15 protein-coding genes are annotated in these 16,891 nt (G+C 35.4%); 2 read left to right on the forward strand and 13 right to left on the reverse strand.

Annotated features, from left to right (window positions below):
• Positions 1-12 precede the first annotated feature (12 nt).
• From hisIE to ACHRV3_RS00510, 10 genes are all read right to left on the reverse strand, one after another.
• Positions 13-612 carry a bifunctional phosphoribosyl-AMP cyclohydrolase/phosphoribosyl-ATP diphosphatase HisIE gene (gene hisIE, locus ACHRV3_RS00465; RefSeq protein ID WP_395434109.1) on the reverse strand — a complete coding sequence of 200 codons (600 nt, stop codon included), beginning with the start codon at positions 610-612 and terminating at the stop codon, positions 13-15.
• A gap of 92 nt (positions 613-704) precedes the next feature.
• Positions 705-1,460 carry an imidazole glycerol phosphate synthase subunit HisF gene (gene hisF / locus ACHRV3_RS00470; protein ID WP_395434110.1) on the reverse strand — a complete coding sequence of 252 codons (756 nt, stop codon included), beginning with the start codon at positions 1,458-1,460 and terminating at the stop codon, positions 705-707.
• Positions 1,461-1,679: 219 nt separating this feature from the next.
• The gene (hisA, locus tag ACHRV3_RS00475; RefSeq protein WP_395434112.1) at positions 1,680-2,423 is read right to left on the reverse strand and encodes a 1-(5-phosphoribosyl)-5-[(5-phosphoribosylamino)methylideneamino]imidazole-4-carboxamide isomerase; all 744 of its coding nucleotides are present in this window, start codon (positions 2,421-2,423) and stop codon (positions 1,680-1,682) included.
• Between the two features lie 90 nt (positions 2,424-2,513).
• Positions 2,514-3,095, reverse strand: coding sequence for an imidazole glycerol phosphate synthase subunit HisH (hisH, locus tag ACHRV3_RS00480; RefSeq protein WP_395434113.1), 582 nt, complete (start codon positions 3,093-3,095; stop codon positions 2,514-2,516).
• A gap of 97 nt (positions 3,096-3,192) precedes the next feature.
• Positions 3,193-4,329 carry a bifunctional histidinol-phosphatase/imidazoleglycerol-phosphate dehydratase HisB gene (hisB, locus tag ACHRV3_RS00485; RefSeq protein ID WP_395434114.1) on the reverse strand — a complete coding sequence of 379 codons (1,137 nt, stop codon included), beginning with the start codon at positions 4,327-4,329 and terminating at the stop codon, positions 3,193-3,195.
• A gap of 166 nt (positions 4,330-4,495) precedes the next feature.
• The gene (hisC, locus tag ACHRV3_RS00490; RefSeq protein ID WP_395434115.1) at positions 4,496-5,542 is read right to left on the reverse strand and encodes a histidinol-phosphate transaminase; all 1,047 of its coding nucleotides are present in this window, start codon (positions 5,540-5,542) and stop codon (positions 4,496-4,498) included.
• A 115-nt stretch (positions 5,543-5,657) separates the two neighbouring features.
• A complete protein-coding gene (gene hisD / locus ACHRV3_RS00495) occupies positions 5,658-6,953 on the reverse strand; it encodes a histidinol dehydrogenase (protein ID WP_395434116.1) in 1,296 nt (431 codons plus the stop codon).
• A 133-nt stretch (positions 6,954-7,086) separates the two neighbouring features.
• Entirely contained in the window at positions 7,087-7,944 is an 858-nt protein-coding gene (gene hisG, locus ACHRV3_RS00500) for an ATP phosphoribosyltransferase (protein ID WP_047775068.1), read from the reverse strand.
• 309 nt (positions 7,945-8,253) lie between these two features.
• Positions 8,254-9,654: a sensor histidine kinase gene (locus ACHRV3_RS00505; RefSeq protein WP_395434117.1), complete on the reverse strand. Its 1,401-nt coding sequence runs from the start codon at positions 9,652-9,654 to the stop codon at positions 8,254-8,256.
• 3 nt (positions 9,655-9,657) lie between these two features.
• Complete coding sequence (locus ACHRV3_RS00510) at positions 9,658-10,320, reverse strand: response regulator transcription factor (protein WP_047775072.1); 663 nt, start codon at positions 10,318-10,320, stop codon at positions 9,658-9,660.
• A gap of 210 nt (positions 10,321-10,530) precedes the next feature.
• On the opposite strand from ACHRV3_RS00510, the gene ACHRV3_RS00515 reads away from it, so the two are divergent.
• Positions 10,531-12,621, forward strand: a complete 2,091-nt coding sequence (locus ACHRV3_RS00515; RefSeq protein WP_395434118.1) for an LTA synthase family protein — start codon at positions 10,531-10,533, stop codon at positions 12,619-12,621.
• A 122-nt stretch (positions 12,622-12,743) separates the two neighbouring features.
• On the opposite strand, the gene ACHRV3_RS00520 is transcribed toward ACHRV3_RS00515, so the two are convergent.
• Complete coding sequence (locus ACHRV3_RS00520; protein ID WP_047775073.1) at positions 12,744-13,742, reverse strand: zinc dependent phospholipase C family protein; 999 nt, start codon at positions 13,740-13,742, stop codon at positions 12,744-12,746.
• Positions 13,743-13,915: 173 nt separating this feature from the next.
• Between ACHRV3_RS00520 and ACHRV3_RS00525 the strand changes: the two genes are divergently transcribed.
• Positions 13,916-14,866, forward strand: a complete 951-nt coding sequence (locus ACHRV3_RS00525; RefSeq protein WP_395434119.1) for a hypothetical protein — start codon at positions 13,916-13,918, stop codon at positions 14,864-14,866.
• A 4-nt stretch (positions 14,867-14,870) separates the two neighbouring features.
• Here the strand turns inward: ACHRV3_RS00525 and ACHRV3_RS00530 are convergent, their stop codons facing one another.
• Positions 14,871-15,836 (reverse strand): YeiH family protein, encoded by a 966-nt coding sequence (locus tag ACHRV3_RS00530; RefSeq protein ID WP_395434120.1) that lies wholly within the window; start codon positions 15,834-15,836, stop codon positions 14,871-14,873.
• 74 nt (positions 15,837-15,910) lie between these two features.
• Complete coding sequence (locus tag ACHRV3_RS00535) at positions 15,911-16,807, reverse strand: LysR family transcriptional regulator (RefSeq protein WP_395434121.1); 897 nt, start codon at positions 16,805-16,807, stop codon at positions 15,911-15,913.
• Positions 16,808-16,891: the final 84 nt, after the last annotated feature.

Below are 16,891 nucleotides of genomic sequence, written 5' to 3' on the forward strand. Positions count from 1 at the left end.
AACATCGAATAACTATTTCTGACGTTTCTTCAAAACATTTACAACGTCTTCCAGCTGAAAACCTTTGGCTTGTAGCAAAATTAAATAATGAAAAAGTAGATCAGCACTTTCACTTAAGAACAAATCATCATTATCGTCTTTGGCTTCGATTACCACTTCTACGGCCTCTTCCCCTACTTTCTGGGCGATTTTATTGATGCCTTTTTCAAATAGTGAAGCCACATAACTTTTCTCGGAATCAGCATTTTCTCTGCGGACTTTGATTGTGTTTTCTAAATTGGAAATAAAACCATAAGACTCTTTATTTTCTTCCTGCCAGCAGGTATCTGCCCCTGTGTGACATGTTGGACCAACGGGTTTTGCCTGAATTAATAAGGTATCGCCATCACAGTCATTTTTAATGTCTACCAAGTTTAAAAAGTTACCACTCTCCTCCCCTTTTGTCCAAAGTCTTTGTTTGGATCGGCTGAAAAAAGTAACTTTTTGAGTCTCTATCGTTTTTTGAAATGATTCTGCATTCATATAACCCAGCATTAAAACTGTTTTAGTCTCTGAATCCTGAACTATTGCCGGAATTAAACCGTCTGTGTTTTTTGAGAAATTTATGTTCATTATGATTTTATATTTTTGAATTCAGACCTTAGATTGCTGAATCCCGTTATAATTAATAAGTATTGGAATTTGGAATTTAAGAAATTTGGGATTTAAATTCTAACTTCAATACCATTGTTTTTAAGTTCTCTTTTTAAAGCTTTAATTTCGATTTCTTTAAAGTGAAAAACACTCGCAGCCAAAGCGGCATCTGCTTTTCCAATTTTAAATGAATCGACAAAATGTTGAATATTTCCGGCTCCTCCCGATGCAATAATCGGTATATTTACCAGTTCAGAGAGTTTTGCCAAAGCCTCGTTTGCAAATCCGTTTTTAGTTCCGTCATTATCCATTGATGTGAATAAAATTTCGCCTGCACCACGTGCAGCAACTTCTACGGCCCAATCGAATAAATTTAGTTCTGTTGGTACTTTTCCGCCTACTAAATGTACAATCCATTGTCCGTTAATTTGTTTGGCATCGATTGCTACCACAACGCATTGACTTCCGAATTTCTGCGCCAAATCATTGATTAATTGCGGGTTTTTTACAGCCGATGAATTAATGGAGACTTTATCAGCTCCATTGTTCAAAAGGATTTCAACATCCTCGACCGAAGAAATCCCTCCTCCGACCGTAAATGGAATATTGATTTTTTCCGCAACATGGCGCACCATATTTACTAAAGTCTTTCTACGTTCTTCTGTAGCGGAAATATCCAGGAAAACCAGCTCATCTGCCCCTTCGGCTGAATATAACGCAGCAAGTTCTACAGGATCTCCCGCATCGCGCAAATCAACAAAATTGACGCCTTTTACGGTTCGACCGTTTTTTATATCTAAACAAGGTATGATTCTTTTTGCTAACATTTTTTTAGTTTGTTAATGAGGGATTGTGTTAATTAGATAATGTGTCAATTGGATAATTTGAAAATTATATAATTACTTGATACATATGGTTTTCTTGAAAATAGCATTTTTTTTGTTGTTATGATTTGCATGTCATGATGCATCGTAGATACGTGCCATGGGACGTACCGTAGAGGCGCACCGCATAGACGCACCGTTGAGACGCACTGCTGTGCGTCTCTACATTGATAATATGTAATTTTCCAATTGTTTCAACGAAATTCGTCCTTCGTAAATCGCTTTTCCGATGATGGTTCCTTCGCAGCCCAATTCGGCCAATTTTGGTAATTCATCGAAAGTTGAAATTCCGCCTGATGCGATTAATTTAATCTCTGCTCTGTTTGTTTTGACGGTACAATTCTCTATTATTTTTTTATATAAATCAAAACTAGGGCCTTCTAGCATTCCGTCTTTGGCAATGTCCGTGCAAATAACGTATTGAATTCCTTTGCTTTGATAGTCTTGAATAAATGGAATTAAATCTTCATTTGAGTCTTCTAACCAGCCTGAAACTGCCACTTTTTCATCTTTGGCATCTGCTCCCAGAATGATTTTATCAGAACCGTATTCTGCAATCCATTTTTGGAATAATTCTTTGTTTTTTACTGCGATACTGCCACCTGTGATTTGATTTGCACCACTTTCAAAAGCAATTTTCAGATCGGAATCTGCTTTTAGTCCGCCTCCGAAATCAATCTTCAGTTTGGTCTTTGTTGCTATTTGTTCTAAGATTTTATAATTGACAATCTTGCTTGACTTGGCACCATCCAGATCTACTAAATGCAGATACTCGATTCCGTGTGCTTCAAATGATTTTGCGACTTCAAGCGGGTTTTCATTGTAAATTATTTTGGTATCATAATCTCCTTTGGACAAACGAACACATTTTCCGTCAATGATATCTATGGCTGGTATTATTCTCATGTTTATTATTTTAGATTTCTGATTTTAGATTTTAGATTCTAAAATTGGAATTGAAATGGATGTTTTTGGTTAAATTGGAATTTAAAATATTTAAATATTCAAAAAATTCCCCAATATTTTCTCTCCAATGTCTCCGCTTTTTTCGGGGTGAAACTGGGTTCCGTAAAAATTATTTTTATGTAAGGCCGAGGCGTATTCCACATCGTAATGGGTTGTTGCTATGGCTTCAGGGCAATTTGGAGCATAAAAACTATGTACCAAATACATGAATTCGTTCTCTGGAATTCCTCTAAACAAATCTGATTTCAAATTATAGATCTGATTCCAACCCATTTGAGGCACTTTTACGTTTGATGTGAATTTGACCACATCAACATCAAAAATACCTAATCCTTTAGTGTTTCCTTCTTCAGACGATTGGCACATCAGCTGCATTCCCAGACAAATTCCTAATACGGGTTGTTTTAGATTTGGAATCAAACTGTCCAAACCACTCTCAATCAGTTTTTCCATTGCTGAACTTGCTTCGCCAACTCCGGGGAAAATCACTTTGTCGGCAGCCAGAATTTCTTCGGGATTATTGCTCAGGATGGCCTTGCAACCCAGTCTTTCAATAGCAAACATGATGCTTTGAATATTTCCTGCCCCGTAATTTATGATAACTATTTTCATTTTTTGGTGTGTTTTGTTTTTGTTTCAGGTTTCAAGTTTCACGTTCTGTGCGTAACTTGAAACCTGAAACCTGAAACCTGAAACAATTTTAAACTTGTTAAAGCATCCCTTTCGTTGATGGTAGAATCATTTTCTCTGTATCTCGTTTTACTGCTACTTTTATCGCTTTGGCGAAGGCTTTAAAGATCGCTTCGATTTTGTGGTGTTCGTTTGTTCCTTCGGCTTTTATGTTTATGTTGGCTTTGGCTCCATCGGAGAATGATTTGAAGAAGTGATAAAACATTTCTGTTGGCATTTTTCCAACCATTTCACGTTTGAATTCGGCTTCCCAAACCAACCAATTTCTTCCGCCGAAGTCAATGGCAACCTGCGCGAGGCAATCGTCCATTGGAAGACAGAAACCATAGCGCTCTATTCCTAACTTATTGCCTAGCGCTTTTGCGAATACTTCACCTAAAGCAATTGCAGTATCTTCAATGGTGTGGTGTTCATCGACTTCTAAATCCCCTTTTACCGCAATTTCTAAGTCCATTTGACCGTGACGTGCAATCTGATCTAACATATGATCAAAAAAGGCAATTCCGGTTTCGATCTTGCTTTTACCGGTTCCGTCTAAGTTTAAACCAATAAAAATATCGGTTTCGTTTGTTTTTCTTGTAATTGAGGCTGAACGTTCTTCTAATTTCAGAAATTCATAAATCGTTTTCCAGCTTGTTGTTTGAAGAATGATAGTATCGTTTAATTCTTCTCGTTTTATGCTGATTTCATTGGTGCCGATTCCATCAGTATCGTTTATAAAGATGGCTTTTGCTCCTAAATTTTTAGCCAGTTCAACATCAGTTAAACGATCTCCTAAAACAAATGAATTCTCTAAATCATACTGGGGATTATTTAGATATTTAGTTAACATTCCGGTTCTGGGCTTGCGTGTTGGTGCGTTTTCTTCAGGGAAAGACTTATCAATGAAGATATCATCAAACAATACGCCTTCATTTTCAAAGGCTTTAAGAATAAAATTTTGTGTTGGCCAAAAGGTGTCTTCAGGGAAACTGTCTGTTCCTAATCCGTCTTGATTGGTTACCATAGCCAATTCATAGTCGAGTTCGCTGGCGATTTTAGCTAAATATTGAAATGCTTTTGGATAAAATTCTATTTTATCCAGGCTGTCTAATTGATAATTTTCGGGTTCTAAAACAATCGTTCCGTCACGATCGATAAAAAGTACTTTTTTCATAGTTTGATTCTTTTTTTTTGCCACTAATTTCGCGAATTGCACTAATTTGATTGCAGAAGGTGAATTTTTAATTGGCCACAGATTAACACAGATTAAACGGATTTTTTTTCTTTGCCGCTACTTTGCGTTCTTCGCGTAATCCTTTGCGAACTTTGCGGTTAATTTTTTACTTCAACAACTTCAATTCCTTAATTAAAACTGCATTTTCCTCTGGGATTCCGATTGTGAATCGAAGACAGTTTTCGCATAAAGCTTGTGTTGTACGGTTTCTGATTACGATTCCTTTTGCAATTAATTCATCATATCTTTTGTTGGCATTGTCTACTTTTACAAGAATGAAATTGGCCTCTGTGGGATATATTTTTTCGACAAAAGAAACTTTGAGTAAAACTTTAAGTAATTCCTCTCTTTGTTCAATAATAGAACTAATTTCAGATTTTATTTTTTCTGAATCATTCAAACGAACTATCGCTCTTTGTTGTGTCAATTCATTTACATTATAAGGAGGTTTTATTTTATTCAAAACCGAAATTACTGCTGCTGAAGCGTAACAAATTCCCAATCGGATTCCAGCCAAACCGTAGGCTTTAGAAAGTGTTTGTGTGATGACTAAATTTGGATATTCATCCATTTCGGTGAGCCAGCTTTCTTTGTCTGAAAAATCAATATAGGCTTCATCAATTACGACCAAACCTTTGAAGTTCTGAAGTAATTTTACCACGCTTTCATCCGAAAAAGAATTGCCCGTTGGATTATTTGGAGAGCATAAAAAGATGATTTTTGTATTGTCATCAACGGCATCTAAAATTTTCTCTACCTGTGGTTGAAAATCAGTCGAAAGTAAAACCTCTCTGTTTTCTACTGCGTTTATGTCGGCTAGAACGCCATACATGCCGTAGGTGGGTGGCAACGAAATGATATTGTCTTTTTTAGGTTCACAGAAAGCTCTAAAAAGTAAATCTAAGACTTCATCACTACCGTTCCCGAGTAGAATCTGATTTGGGTTGACTTTATTGTTTTTTGCTAAAATAGCTTTCACCGAATTTTGCTGTGGATCCGGGTAGCGATTTACACCATTTTGAAACGGATTTTCATTCGCGTCCAAAAAAATCATGTTCGCAGTATTAAAATCCTCAAATTCGTCTCGTGCAGACGAATACGGCTTTAAGGTTTTTACGTTTTCACGTGTTATTGTATTTAGGTTGAATTTCATTTTTTCATTTTTTAAAGGTGTGAGATGAAGACAAAACAAACTAGTATGGATGATTTTGAGTTCAAGAATCTTCACTCTCTATGTTCTTTATTCTATTCTCTTTACTCTTTCCAACTTACTTCACGCTCTCCATTAAACTTTCCAATCGTAGTGTTACAGCGTTTTTATGGGCTTGCAAACCTTCTGCTTCCGCCATAAGTTCGATTGCTTTTCCGATATTTTGAATTCCTTTTTCTGATATTTTCTGAAACGTCATTGATTTCATGAAACTGTCCAAGTTTACACCGCTGTAATTCTTGGCATATCCGTTAGTCGGTAATGTGTGATTGGTTCCTGATGCGTAATCTCCGGCACTTTCAGGAGTGTAATTCCCGATAAAAACAGAACCAGCGTTTAGTACGCCGTTGCAGTAAAAATCATCATACTCGGAGCAAATAATAAAGTGTTCGGGACCGTAATCATTAATTAAGTCCAAGGCAATTGTATCATTTTCGACTAAGATTAGTTTGGAATTTTCGATCGCCTTTTTTGCTATCGCTTTTCTTGGAAGAGCCTCAATCTGAATCTGAATTTCCTTTTCTACCGCGTCAATTAGTTTTTTTGAAGTCGAAACTAAAATTACCTGACTGTCTGTTCCATGTTCCGCCTGTGATAACAAATCAGAGGCTACGAAAGCAGGAACCGCTGTGTTATCGGCCACAACTAATAATTCTGAAGGTCCGGCTGGCATATCAATCGAAACACCAAATTGAGTAGCGAGTTGTTTGGCAACTGTAACAAACTGATTTCCGGGTCCAAAAATTTTATATACTTTTGGTATAGATGGTGTCCCAAACGTCATTCCGGCAATTGCTTGAATACCACCTACTTTTATGATTTTGGTTACGCCACATAAAGTAGCTGCATACAATATCGCGGGGTTAATTTTTCCTGTTTTGTCCGGAGGTGAACATAAAACAATTTCTTTGCAGCCAGCAATCTCAGCCGGTACAGCCAACATCAGAACAGTCGAAAACAAAGGTGCAGTTCCGCCAGGTATGTACAATCCTATTTTCTGAATAGGTCTTTTTTCCTGCCAACATTTTACGCCTTCCATTGTTTCTATGGAGATTCTGTCTGTTTTCTGGGCTGTGTGAAACTTGTAAATATTGTCTTTTGCAAGTTGAATGGCTTCTTTTAATTCACTTGAAACCAGACCGATCGCTTCTTGTATTTCTTCGCTAGTAACTACATAAGTATCTAAAGCGATTCCGTCAAAAATAGAAGTGTATTTTGCGATGGCTTCATCTCCTTTTTTTTGTACTTCTTTGAAGATTTCCTTAACGGTAACTTCAATGTCGTCTATCGTTTTGGTAGGTCTTTGTAATAGTTCTGACCAGGTTTCCGGTTTGGGATTATCTATTCTATTCATTTGTATTTTTATTTGAATTTCAAATTCTTACTTGGTTTTTAACTGCAAAGACTCGCAAAGTCATTATCACGTTCTAAATTTAGAATTTGGGATTTCATTATTGGAATTAGTTTTTTTAACGTTGGAATTTAATTTACAGTACCATTTTTTCGATTGGGCAAACCAGAATTCCCTCTGCTCCTGCTTCTTTTAATTGATCGATTACATCCCAAAAAGTATCTTTATCAATTACGGAGTGTACACTGCTCCAGCCTTCCTGCGCTAAAGGCAGAACCGTTAAACTTCTTAAAACCGGAAGGATTTTTCCAACGGCTTCAATTTTATTGTTGGGAATATTCATTAAGATGTATTTTGAATTTCGAGCTCTTAAAACAGCCTGAATTCTAAATTTCAACGTATCAATGTGTTTTTGAATCTCAGGAGAAACTTTTGGAGAAACGGCCAAAACGGCTTCGCTTTTTAATATTACTTCAACTTCTTTCAGATTGTTTTTGAATAAAGTACTTCCGCTGGAGACAATATCCACAATTGCGTCGGCAAGACCAATGTTAGGTGCAATTTCTACGGAACCTGAAATTTGGTGAATATCAACCGTTACACCAAAAGAATTAAAATATTCATTTACTGTGTTGGGATAAGAAGTAGCAATTCGTAAACCGGCAAGGTCTTTAACGGAGTTGTATTCGAAGGTTTTCGGAACTGCTACAGAAACCTTGCATTTAGAAAAGCCTAATTTTTGAACCACTTCTATTCCTTTTCCTTTTTCAACCAGAAGATTGTCTCCGACTATGGCCAGATCAACAACCCCGTCGATTAAGTATTGCGGAATGTCTGAATTTCTCAAATACAGCACTTCGAGAGGGAAATTAGAAGCTTCGGCTTTAAGTTGATCAATGCCGTTATTGATTGAGATGCCACAATCTTTCAGAATTTGAATGCTGTCTTCGTTTAAACGACCGGATTTTTGAATTGCAATTTTTAAAGTACTCATTTTTTTAGTTTTTTTGGATTAAATAGTCTGAGTACAAAGAGTTGGAAATAAAAAACCCGTTTGATGTACTCAAACGGGTTTTAAAATATGATGATTTACACGCATATCATTAACACATCGCTTGAGAGCAATAATGAAAATGATGATGATGTAATTGAATAGAAATCATGACTTGTTTTGTTTTATAATTCTTTGATTCGGTTGCAAATATACTAGTTAATTTCATAAAAAAGCATTTTTTAATTTAACTTAATGATATTTTATTGTTAAATAATATTTGAAGTGCTGTTTTTACTACGTTCTTTTAATTTACGATAACGTTTTCATAGGCTGCTTAAAATCTAAAATTACAGTGGTTCCCTTCCCTTTATTGCTATTTACCTTAAATATAATAGACAACAAATCTGCGATTCTTTTCACAATAGAAAGTCCTAAACCGGTTCCTTTGATTTCCGGATGCTCAGATGATTTTGATCTGTAAAAGGGGTTGAAAATCGTTTCGAGATCTTCTTGATCAATTCCAATTCCGTTATCGGTAACGGTGCAGCGGATCTGATCTTCTTGTCTGGTTAATGAAATTGAGATTTCTCCGGCTTCACTGGTGTATTTTATAGCATTTGAAATAATATTTCTCAAAATTGTCAATACCAAATAGTTGTCCGAATGGATATAATAATCAGCTTCGGCTTCAAATTTCATATTGATTTTTTTATGGTTTATTTTTTCTGAATTTAAAGTCAATACATCCAAAATCAAGGCATTCAAATAAACGGATTCGTATTTTATATTGTCATTTTTGTTCTCAGAACGCGCCATTAAAAGCAGCTGGTCTACCAACCTGTTCAAGTGATCAACTTCTGCAATACAAAAGTTTACTTTTTCTTCGTATTCCTTGCTGTCTCTTTGTTTGCGTATCAGTACTTCAAGTGTACCTTTAATAACGGTTAGTGGTGTTCTTAGCTCGTGTGAGGCGTCTGAAGTGAATTGTTTTTCGCGTTCGATAGCGTCTTCAATTCGGTTTAAAAGACTATTTATTGTTTCGGAGAGCGTGTATAATTCATCTTTCGTTTTGGGTAATGGGATTCTTGTTTTCAGGTTATCTCTGGTAATACTCTTAGAGGTGTTGGTAATGGCGTTTATTGGTTTGATGCTTCGTCCGGCAAAAAAGCGGGCTATAAAAAACAACAACAATAGAATTACCGGAAATGCCAGGCACATAATTTCGAATAGATTATTAAGAACCATTCGGGAACTAGTCAGTGACATAGCGATCATGAGATAGCCAATGTTTTTAGATTTGATGATAAGAGGAACCTGAACTTGCCGAATAATATTATTGCCAATTTTGGTGTCGAATAATTCGTAATCTTCTACGCTGTCATGAAAAACGAGTACTGCTGTATTGAGATTTGGAGATTTTTCAGTTATTCTTTTGTTGGTATCCAGGAATTGAACAAAAACAGGGTTTACATCAACTGTATTGTGTTCTCGTTCTTCCCACTCTTCCTTGTCTACTAAAATTACAGTGCCATTTGTTACTTTAATTTCTTTGAGGTGATTTTGTATTTCTACATTTATGCCTTCATCAATATGACTGTAAACGGAGTGTTTAACAATAGCGTAAATAGTAAAAAAAACCACTAAAATCAGCAAACCTGTTGTGATAATGTAGTTTAAAGCAATTCTGTTTTTAAAGGAAAGTTGCGCCATTTATTAGTCGTTAGCAATGTAACCAACACCGCGAATTGTTTTTATATAATCTTCTTCAATTTTTAGATTGAGTTTTTTTCGGATGGCATTCATAAAGACATCGATAACACCGGTATCGTATTCGAAATTGATTTCCCAGACATCTTTTAGAATCTGATTTCGGGTACATACTTTTCCTTTATTGCGAATCAGATACGCCAATAACTCAAATTCTCTTTGTGTCAGGGAAACTTCTTCATTGTTTTTTAGTACAATGTATTTTGTCAAATCAATTTTGATAGTGCCAAGTGAAAGAATCTCTTTGCCTTTATGTTTTCGAAAATGAATTTTTATACGCTCGACCAATTCTTCAAAACTAAAGGGTTTCTTGATGTAATCGTTTGCCCCCGCTTTGAGGCCTTCAATGGTCTCCTGTACCGTGTCTTTGGCTGTCAGAAATATAATTGGCGTGGTCTGGTCTTTAATTCTAATGGCTTTACAGAGTTCTAAACCATTAATTTTTGGAAGCATCCAATCCAGTAAGATTAAATCAAATTGCTGTTCTTGCGTTAGCTCAAACCCTTTTGCACCATCATTTGCTGTGGTCACTTTATATCCTTCCTCCTGCAAACCTTGTTGCAGAAACTGAACTATACCTAATTCATCTTCAATTATTAAAATATGCATTTTTTAAGATTTTAATTAGGAAATGTACTACATTTTTTACTGATTTACAATTCAAAGATACAAATTTAAAAAATTAGAAAATCTCTAAAACCTTTCTCTATTAATGAAACGAACATCTTAAGCGAACATTAAGTTAACACTAAGGAAGGTAAAAGAGGAACTTAATCTGGTGTTAATCAATCAAAATTACTTTTGTTAAAAAAAATAATAATGATATTTTATAAGAAACTTGCCCCGTTCTACTATCTTGGATTATTCTACTTTATTGTAAGTTTTATAGTTAGGGTTGTTTTGTTTTTTCATCCTATCACACAGAGTTCTTTTAGCATTGCGGAGAGTCTTAAAATTTTTGTTTTAGGTCTTATTTCTGATTTTTTCGTATTTGTTGTGGCCAGTTTCTTTCTATGGCTTTATCTGATTTTTATTTCTAATTCTAAATACAACAAGCTCTCGGGGTTTATTATTCTGGGGATTTTTGTGCTGCTGTTTCTTTATATTGCTTCCGGAAGAAGTATATTGGATGAATATGGTGGTGCGTTACCTGGAATTGTCCTAATTTTTGTGGGGATTAAAACAGTACTTTTTGCTCTTTTGCTTTTTCTTCCAAAACACCGCGACAAAATCCGATTTTGGTTATTTGCTTTTGTAATTTTCTTGTATGTTTTATTGATTCTTCAAAATGCATTGAGTGAGTATTTTTTCTGGAATGAATTTGGAGTCAGATACAATTTTATCGCAGTAAACTATCTGATTTATACCAATGAGGTGATTGGTAACATTATGGAATCGTATCCCGTGATCCCATTATTTTCTATTCTGTTTCTGATAACAGGAGCTTTTACATATTTTATCTTGAGAAAATCCAGAAGCTATATTGATGCAATTCCAACATTTAAAGAGAAGGTCAAAATTTCTGCTCTGTATATCAACTTGTTGGTTGCTTCTTTGATTTTAATTCCGGCTTTGGCGTTGACAGAAAACTCAAAAAATGTATTCGTCAATGAATTGCAATCGAATGGTTTGTATAAGTTTTATTTAGCTTTCCATAATAACAGTTTAGATTATTTTAAATTTTATAAAACACTTCCGAACCAGCAAGCTTTTACAGTTTTGAAACAGCAATTACCTACGATTACGGGGAATAGCACGATCCGAAAAATAGAAAGTGATTCGGCTGAAAATCGAAAAAATGTGGTGCTTATCACCATTGAAAGTTACAGTGCCGAATTCATGGAAATGTATGGAAACAAGGAGAAAATAACGCCGTTTTTAGATAGTTTATCTCAAAAGAGTCTTCAATTTACTAATTTGTATGCTGCCGGAAACCGTACCGTACGTGGACTTGAAGCAGTAACCTTATGTCTTCCGCCAACTGCCGGAGAAAGTGTTGTAAAAAGAGAAGACAATAAAAACAAATTTTCGACCGGAGCTCTTTTCAAGCAAAAAGGATACAATGTGAAATTTATGTACGGTGGTGATGCGTTCTTTGATAATATGAGGGACTTTTATACTGGAAATGGCTATGAAATCATAGATAAATCAAATTTTACAGCCGATGAAATTACCTTTTCTAACGTTTGGGGTGTTTGCGATGAGGATATGTACAACAAAGCCATAAAGGTTATGAATACCGAAGCAAAAGAAGACAAACCCTTCTTTAACCACATCATGACCGTCAGTAATCACAGGCCTTTTACCTATCCAAATAATAAAATTGATATTCCCGGAGACATCAAGTCACGTGATGGCGGGGTAAAATATACGGATTATTCGCTTAAAAGATTCTTTGCAATGGCCAGTAAACAACCTTGGTTTAACAACACTATTTTTGTCATTGTTGCAGATCATTGTGCCTCGAGCGCGGGTAAAACACAGCTCCCGGTAGATAAATACAGGATTCCCGCATTCATTTACAGACCCGGAGTTAAACCTGAAAAATACAATCAGGTAATGTCACAGATTGATCTTATGCCAACAGTGTTTGGATTGCTTCACTTCAATTATCAAAGTAAGTTTTTTGGACAAGACGTTTTCAAACCGGATTATAAACCAAGAGCCTTTATTGCGACTTATCAGGATTTGGGTTTAATAAAAGACAATGTCCTGACTATCTTATCGCCTAAGCAACAAGTCAAACAATTTGAATTGAAAGTAAAACCAACAGCAGGTCTTTCACCGGAATATTATATTTATTATGATGAGGTACCATTAAAGAAAGAAAGAACTGATTTGGTCAATGAAACCATATCTTTTTATCAAACCGCTTCTGATGTTCTTAAGCACAAGAAGTATCAAAAGTAAGAGAAAGTGAAATTGTAATTTTCAACGGAATGCAATCCATATTATAAAGTAAAAAAAAAGTCTCAAATTCATTTAGAATTAGAGACTTTTTTGTTTGTCAATACTCGAATCAAGAGACCGTTTTAGTCATTCTGATTTTGCATTCCGAAAAGATATCCGCTTTGAAACAATTTTAAATCGTCTCTTAAAGCTTGGTTGTTTCTTTGTGTAACTGTCGATGCATCCAAATCACTTAAATCCGGTTTTCCTGCGTTAACCCAAGCCGTGTACCAAAAACTTGCTGTTGCTGTGATTGCTTTTCTCATTTGGCTTTCAACCATTCCGTTTAATTCTTTGTGTAATTTTTCGGCATAGTCATCAGAGAATTTAGCTGCGTTGTATTTAGTTTTAACAACTTTTCCGTCAGCACCAATAACATAAATTTTATTTTCAGGAGTTGAAGTTCTTAGTTTTTTATCAACCGCTAATAAAGGTTCAACAAGAGTGTGGGTGTCATTAATCATGTCCCAGGTTGCTTTATGTACATTTTCGTAGTATTGCGCTTCCGGAACATTTAACTTATAATTTTTGACGAATAACTCCGGTAATTTGCTTTCCCAAAGTGAATGAATTCCTTTCTGATCGGTTAACTGACCGTCATGATTTGCAGAAGTGTGCAATGGCATGTGGGCATCTCCGATATAATGACCTAAATCTGCTGCAAGGAATAAAATTTCTGCTCTGTTTTTTTCTTTGAATGCCTTTGTCAATTTTTCCATCATATCTTCAATGTACCATGGTAAAATTCCATTGTCATTCAAAAATTTGGCATCATATTTCTTTTTTGCTTCTTCAAAAGTTTGTGGTATACTTTCTACAGGTCCGAAATTTTCCATGTCAAAATAATGTCTTGGATTTTCGTCTTTATAATTCAATGCATATTTACGGATATCCGGCACAGAAGCTTCCTGAGTAATAAAGTCAATATGATTGTAAAAAAACACCTGAAGTGGACGGGGCAAAGCCATTACCGCTGCTTTGTTGATACGTTCATGACCTACAATTCCCCATGATAATGTCAAAAAACCAATTCCTACTACTAGAAAGGCAATTAGTCTTGGTTTCATTCTAAAGTTTTTCATTTTAAATTTTTATTTGGACTGCAAATTTATCCCATTTATGCACACTACAAAGAAAACGGGACTAATTATTATAGTAATTTAACTTTTTGTTATTTTTTGGACTATACCGGAGTGGCTAATTCCATCTTATCAGTCATTTTCTTTGTATGTTTGTCTTAGTTAAATCGAATGTTATGCGTCTTATTGTTTTAAATTTCTTTCTTTTTTTAGCACCTTTTTGTTTGGCTCAAGAGGCTGAAATACAGCTAAAAAACGTCAGCGATACTGTTCTGAATCCAAAAAGAACACTTAAAATTCCGGATCCTTTAAATGGTGAGAAAACAATGCAAAAATTGTTTCCGGGTAATTTATACCATTTTGCTGATAAAAATACTTTTGTGAGCTGGAAGTGCAAAAATTGCAAGACCACTGCTTATACTGACGTTAATGAGGTCGAAGGCGATCAGCTTTTTCCGTATGAGGCAGGTGTTGCTACAAGATTGTTAACGACGCTGGACTATTCGGACTCCAAAGGAAATGAGTTTAAAATACTTGCTTTTAATCATTCGTTTCATGATGAAGACGGATTACAAACAGGCCGTTTTTCCGGTGGATTGTTGGGCCTTGCTAAATTTGCAAAGAATAATACTACTTGGGAAATGAGATCTTTTCAGCCTGCTGTTGCCGGCTTTGGAGCCTTCGCACGATGCCCTACTCCGAAACTTTTGCAAATCGGAGAAGATCAATATGCTTTTACCCTGTTGCATGTCAATGGTGGTGCCGGTGGTCCTTTTGAAGGTTATCTTTATCTGATTGCGGGTTTTGATGGTAAGTACCAGTCCATAATGGAAGTTAATAATTATCAGCTCACCAATGTACAAAGTGTGGACTGGTCAAGTTCTTACAAAGTTGTAAAGGATGACAAAAAAATACATTTTAGAGACATTATAATTACAACAAAAGGTTCATTTAATAAAGCGGAGCAAGCTAATGATGAGTTTGAAGTTGTTTTACCCGAAGAAATAGCTGTTATGGGCAAAACGAAAAAGTCTTTCAATTTTGAGATGGAAAGACGCTTTTCATTTAAAGGGAAAATTTATAAAATGATTAATAAACCGGTAGTAAAATTTTCAAACGTTAAATAGGTTCTTAATTCAGGTATACAATGGTGGTCAATCCTAAAATGGCAATAAAGACCCAAAGGAAAACACCTTGCAGCAAAGGCCTTACTCCTACCGCTTTGAGCGTTTTTATATTTAGAGTTGCACCAATAAGGAACAAAGTGATTGTTAGACCAATTTTTGCGATGCTTACGATATGCGGAGCCACAATGGCTGTTGCAGGGACATAAGTGTTTAAAAGCATGGCTACAATAAACAGTCCAATGAAATAAGGAATTTTGATTTTGCTGTTTTTGTTTTTAAATGCAATAGCAGTGAAAATTGAAATTGGAATGATCCATAAAGCTCTTGCTAATTTTACTGTTGTAGCAATTTGCAAAGCTTCAGCCCCGTATCTATTCGCTGCCCCAACTACAGAGCTGGTATCATGAATCGCAATAGCGCACCATAAACCAAATTCTTTTTGCGATAAATCAAGTTGATGACCAATATAAGGGAAAAGAAATAAAGCGACAGAATTCAGTATAAAAATGACTCCCAAAGCAATTGAAGTCTGATTTTCGTTTGATTTGATGACCGGAGCTACTGCTGCAATGGCACTACCACCACAAATAGCGGTTCCGCAAGAAATTAAATGTGACGTTTTCTTTTCGATTTTAAGCCACTTTCCTAAGAGAATACCGAAAATCAAAGTGCTGAAAATAGAGAGTATGGTTAGTAGAAAACCTTCTTTTCCTGCTGAAATGGCACTGACGGCATTCATTCCAAAACCAAGACCTACAACAGAAAATTGCAATAGAAATGTAATGGCTTTATGATTGAAAGCTAAAAAAGGATTGCCAAAAACGTTAACAATAAGAACGCCCAATAACAATGCGACTGGTGGTGAAATTATGGAGAATATACACAGAATAATAACCAGGGCAAAAACGGCCTGTTGAAAGTAAATACTAACTTCTAATAATTGCGGTGTTGAATGTTCTTGCGTTTTCAAAATAATATACTTATTAATTACTCAGCAAAGATCTGACGATTCTATTAGAATCACCAATCGTAAATTACAATAGACTATAACTTCAGGTTATAGTAAGTGGACATGCTTTGAACAAATAGCTCTGATAAAGGGTCTGATTTTCCGACTAAAGTAATGATATAAAAGTATCTTTCAATGGTTAAATTCTCGACATCCAATACTGTTAGCTCGTTGTTTTTTAACTCCTTACCTACTGCATGTATTGACATAAAGGCAAAACAATCAGAATTTAATAAATAGGATTTTATACTTTCGGTACTTCCTAATTGCATTTCGAATTGTAAATCGGTTATTTTTAAATTGACTTGTCTTAAAGCATATTCTATAACTTCAAGTGTTCCTGAGCCACGTTCTCGCGTGATGAATTTCATTGATTTGAGATCATTTAATGAAATTTCATTCTGCTGAGCCATAGGATTTTGACTGTTGCAAACCAAAACCAATTCGTCTTTTAAAAATGGAATGTATTTGATGGACTGGTTTTTTGACTGTCCTTCTACAATTCCAATTTCAATTTCTTTGTTGATTAAGGCATTTTCTATTTGCTCAGTGTTACCATTAAGCAAATTGACTTTTATTTCTTGCTGCTTTTGATGAAATTGCGCCAAAACAGGAGAAATAATATATTGTGAAATTGTGGTACTCGACCCTAAACGCAATAAACCTTGGCGGTTACTGGCAAAAACACTCATGTCAAAATCAATTTTGCGATAGATTTCAAAGATGCTTTTAGTGTGCTGCAGTAGCATATCGCCAGCTGGAGTTAAGGCTATTTTGGACCCGTTTCGTTCAAAAAGTTTTGTTTTATAGGTTTCTTCGAGTTCCTGAATGTGTTTAGAAACTGCGGGCTGCGTAATATACAATTCCGTTGCGGCTTTTGTAAAGTTAAGCCTTAAAGCGACAGTGTAGAATACTTTTAGCCTGAAGTCCATTCTGGAAAGGTGTTAGGTTAATTTTGTTTCAAGTTTTAAGTTTCAAGTTTCAGGTTGGGCGTTGTTAAAACCTTTATCACTCAG

Origin of the sequence: Flavobacterium sp. FlaQc-49 (assembly GCF_044005985.1) — a bacterium.
Taxonomy (GTDB): Bacteria; Bacteroidota; Bacteroidia; order Flavobacteriales; family Flavobacteriaceae; genus Flavobacterium; species Flavobacterium cupriresistens.

Excerpts from the sequence above, each read along its gene's own strand:
- hisIE (WP_395434109.1), bottom strand. The coding sequence starts at position 612 with ATGAACATAAATTTCTCAAAAAACACAGACGGTTTAATTCCGGCAATA.
- hisF (WP_395434110.1), bottom strand. The coding sequence starts at position 1,460 with ATGTTAGCAAAAAGAATCATACCTTGTTTAGATATAAAAAACGGTCGA.
- hisA (WP_395434112.1), bottom strand. The coding sequence starts at position 2,423 with ATGAGAATAATACCAGCCATAGATATCATTGACGGAAAATGTGTTCGT.
- hisH (WP_395434113.1), bottom strand. The coding sequence starts at position 3,095 with ATGAAAATAGTTATCATAAATTACGGGGCAGGAAATATTCAAAGCATC.
- hisB (WP_395434114.1), bottom strand. The coding sequence starts at position 4,329 with ATGAAAAAAGTACTTTTTATCGATCGTGACGGAACGATTGTTTTAGAA.
- hisC (WP_395434115.1), bottom strand. The coding sequence starts at position 5,542 with ATGAAATTCAACCTAAATACAATAACACGTGAAAACGTAAAAACCTTA.
- hisD (WP_395434116.1), bottom strand. The coding sequence starts at position 6,953 with ATGAATAGAATAGATAATCCCAAACCGGAAACCTGGTCAGAACTATTA.
- hisG (WP_047775068.1), bottom strand. The coding sequence starts at position 7,944 with ATGAGTACTTTAAAAATTGCAATTCAAAAATCCGGTCGTTTAAACGAA.
- ACHRV3_RS00505 (WP_395434117.1), bottom strand. The coding sequence starts at position 9,654 with ATGGCGCAACTTTCCTTTAAAAACAGAATTGCTTTAAACTACATTATC.
- ACHRV3_RS00510 (WP_047775072.1), bottom strand. The coding sequence starts at position 10,320 with ATGCATATTTTAATAATTGAAGATGAATTAGGTATAGTTCAGTTTCTG.
- ACHRV3_RS00515 (WP_395434118.1), top strand. The coding sequence starts at position 10,531 with ATGATATTTTATAAGAAACTTGCCCCGTTCTACTATCTTGGATTATTC.
- ACHRV3_RS00520 (WP_047775073.1), bottom strand. The coding sequence starts at position 13,742 with ATGAAAAACTTTAGAATGAAACCAAGACTAATTGCCTTTCTAGTAGTA.
- ACHRV3_RS00525 (WP_395434119.1), top strand. The coding sequence starts at position 13,916 with ATGCGTCTTATTGTTTTAAATTTCTTTCTTTTTTTAGCACCTTTTTGT.
- ACHRV3_RS00535 (WP_395434121.1), bottom strand. The coding sequence starts at position 16,807 with ATGGACTTCAGGCTAAAAGTATTCTACACTGTCGCTTTAAGGCTTAAC.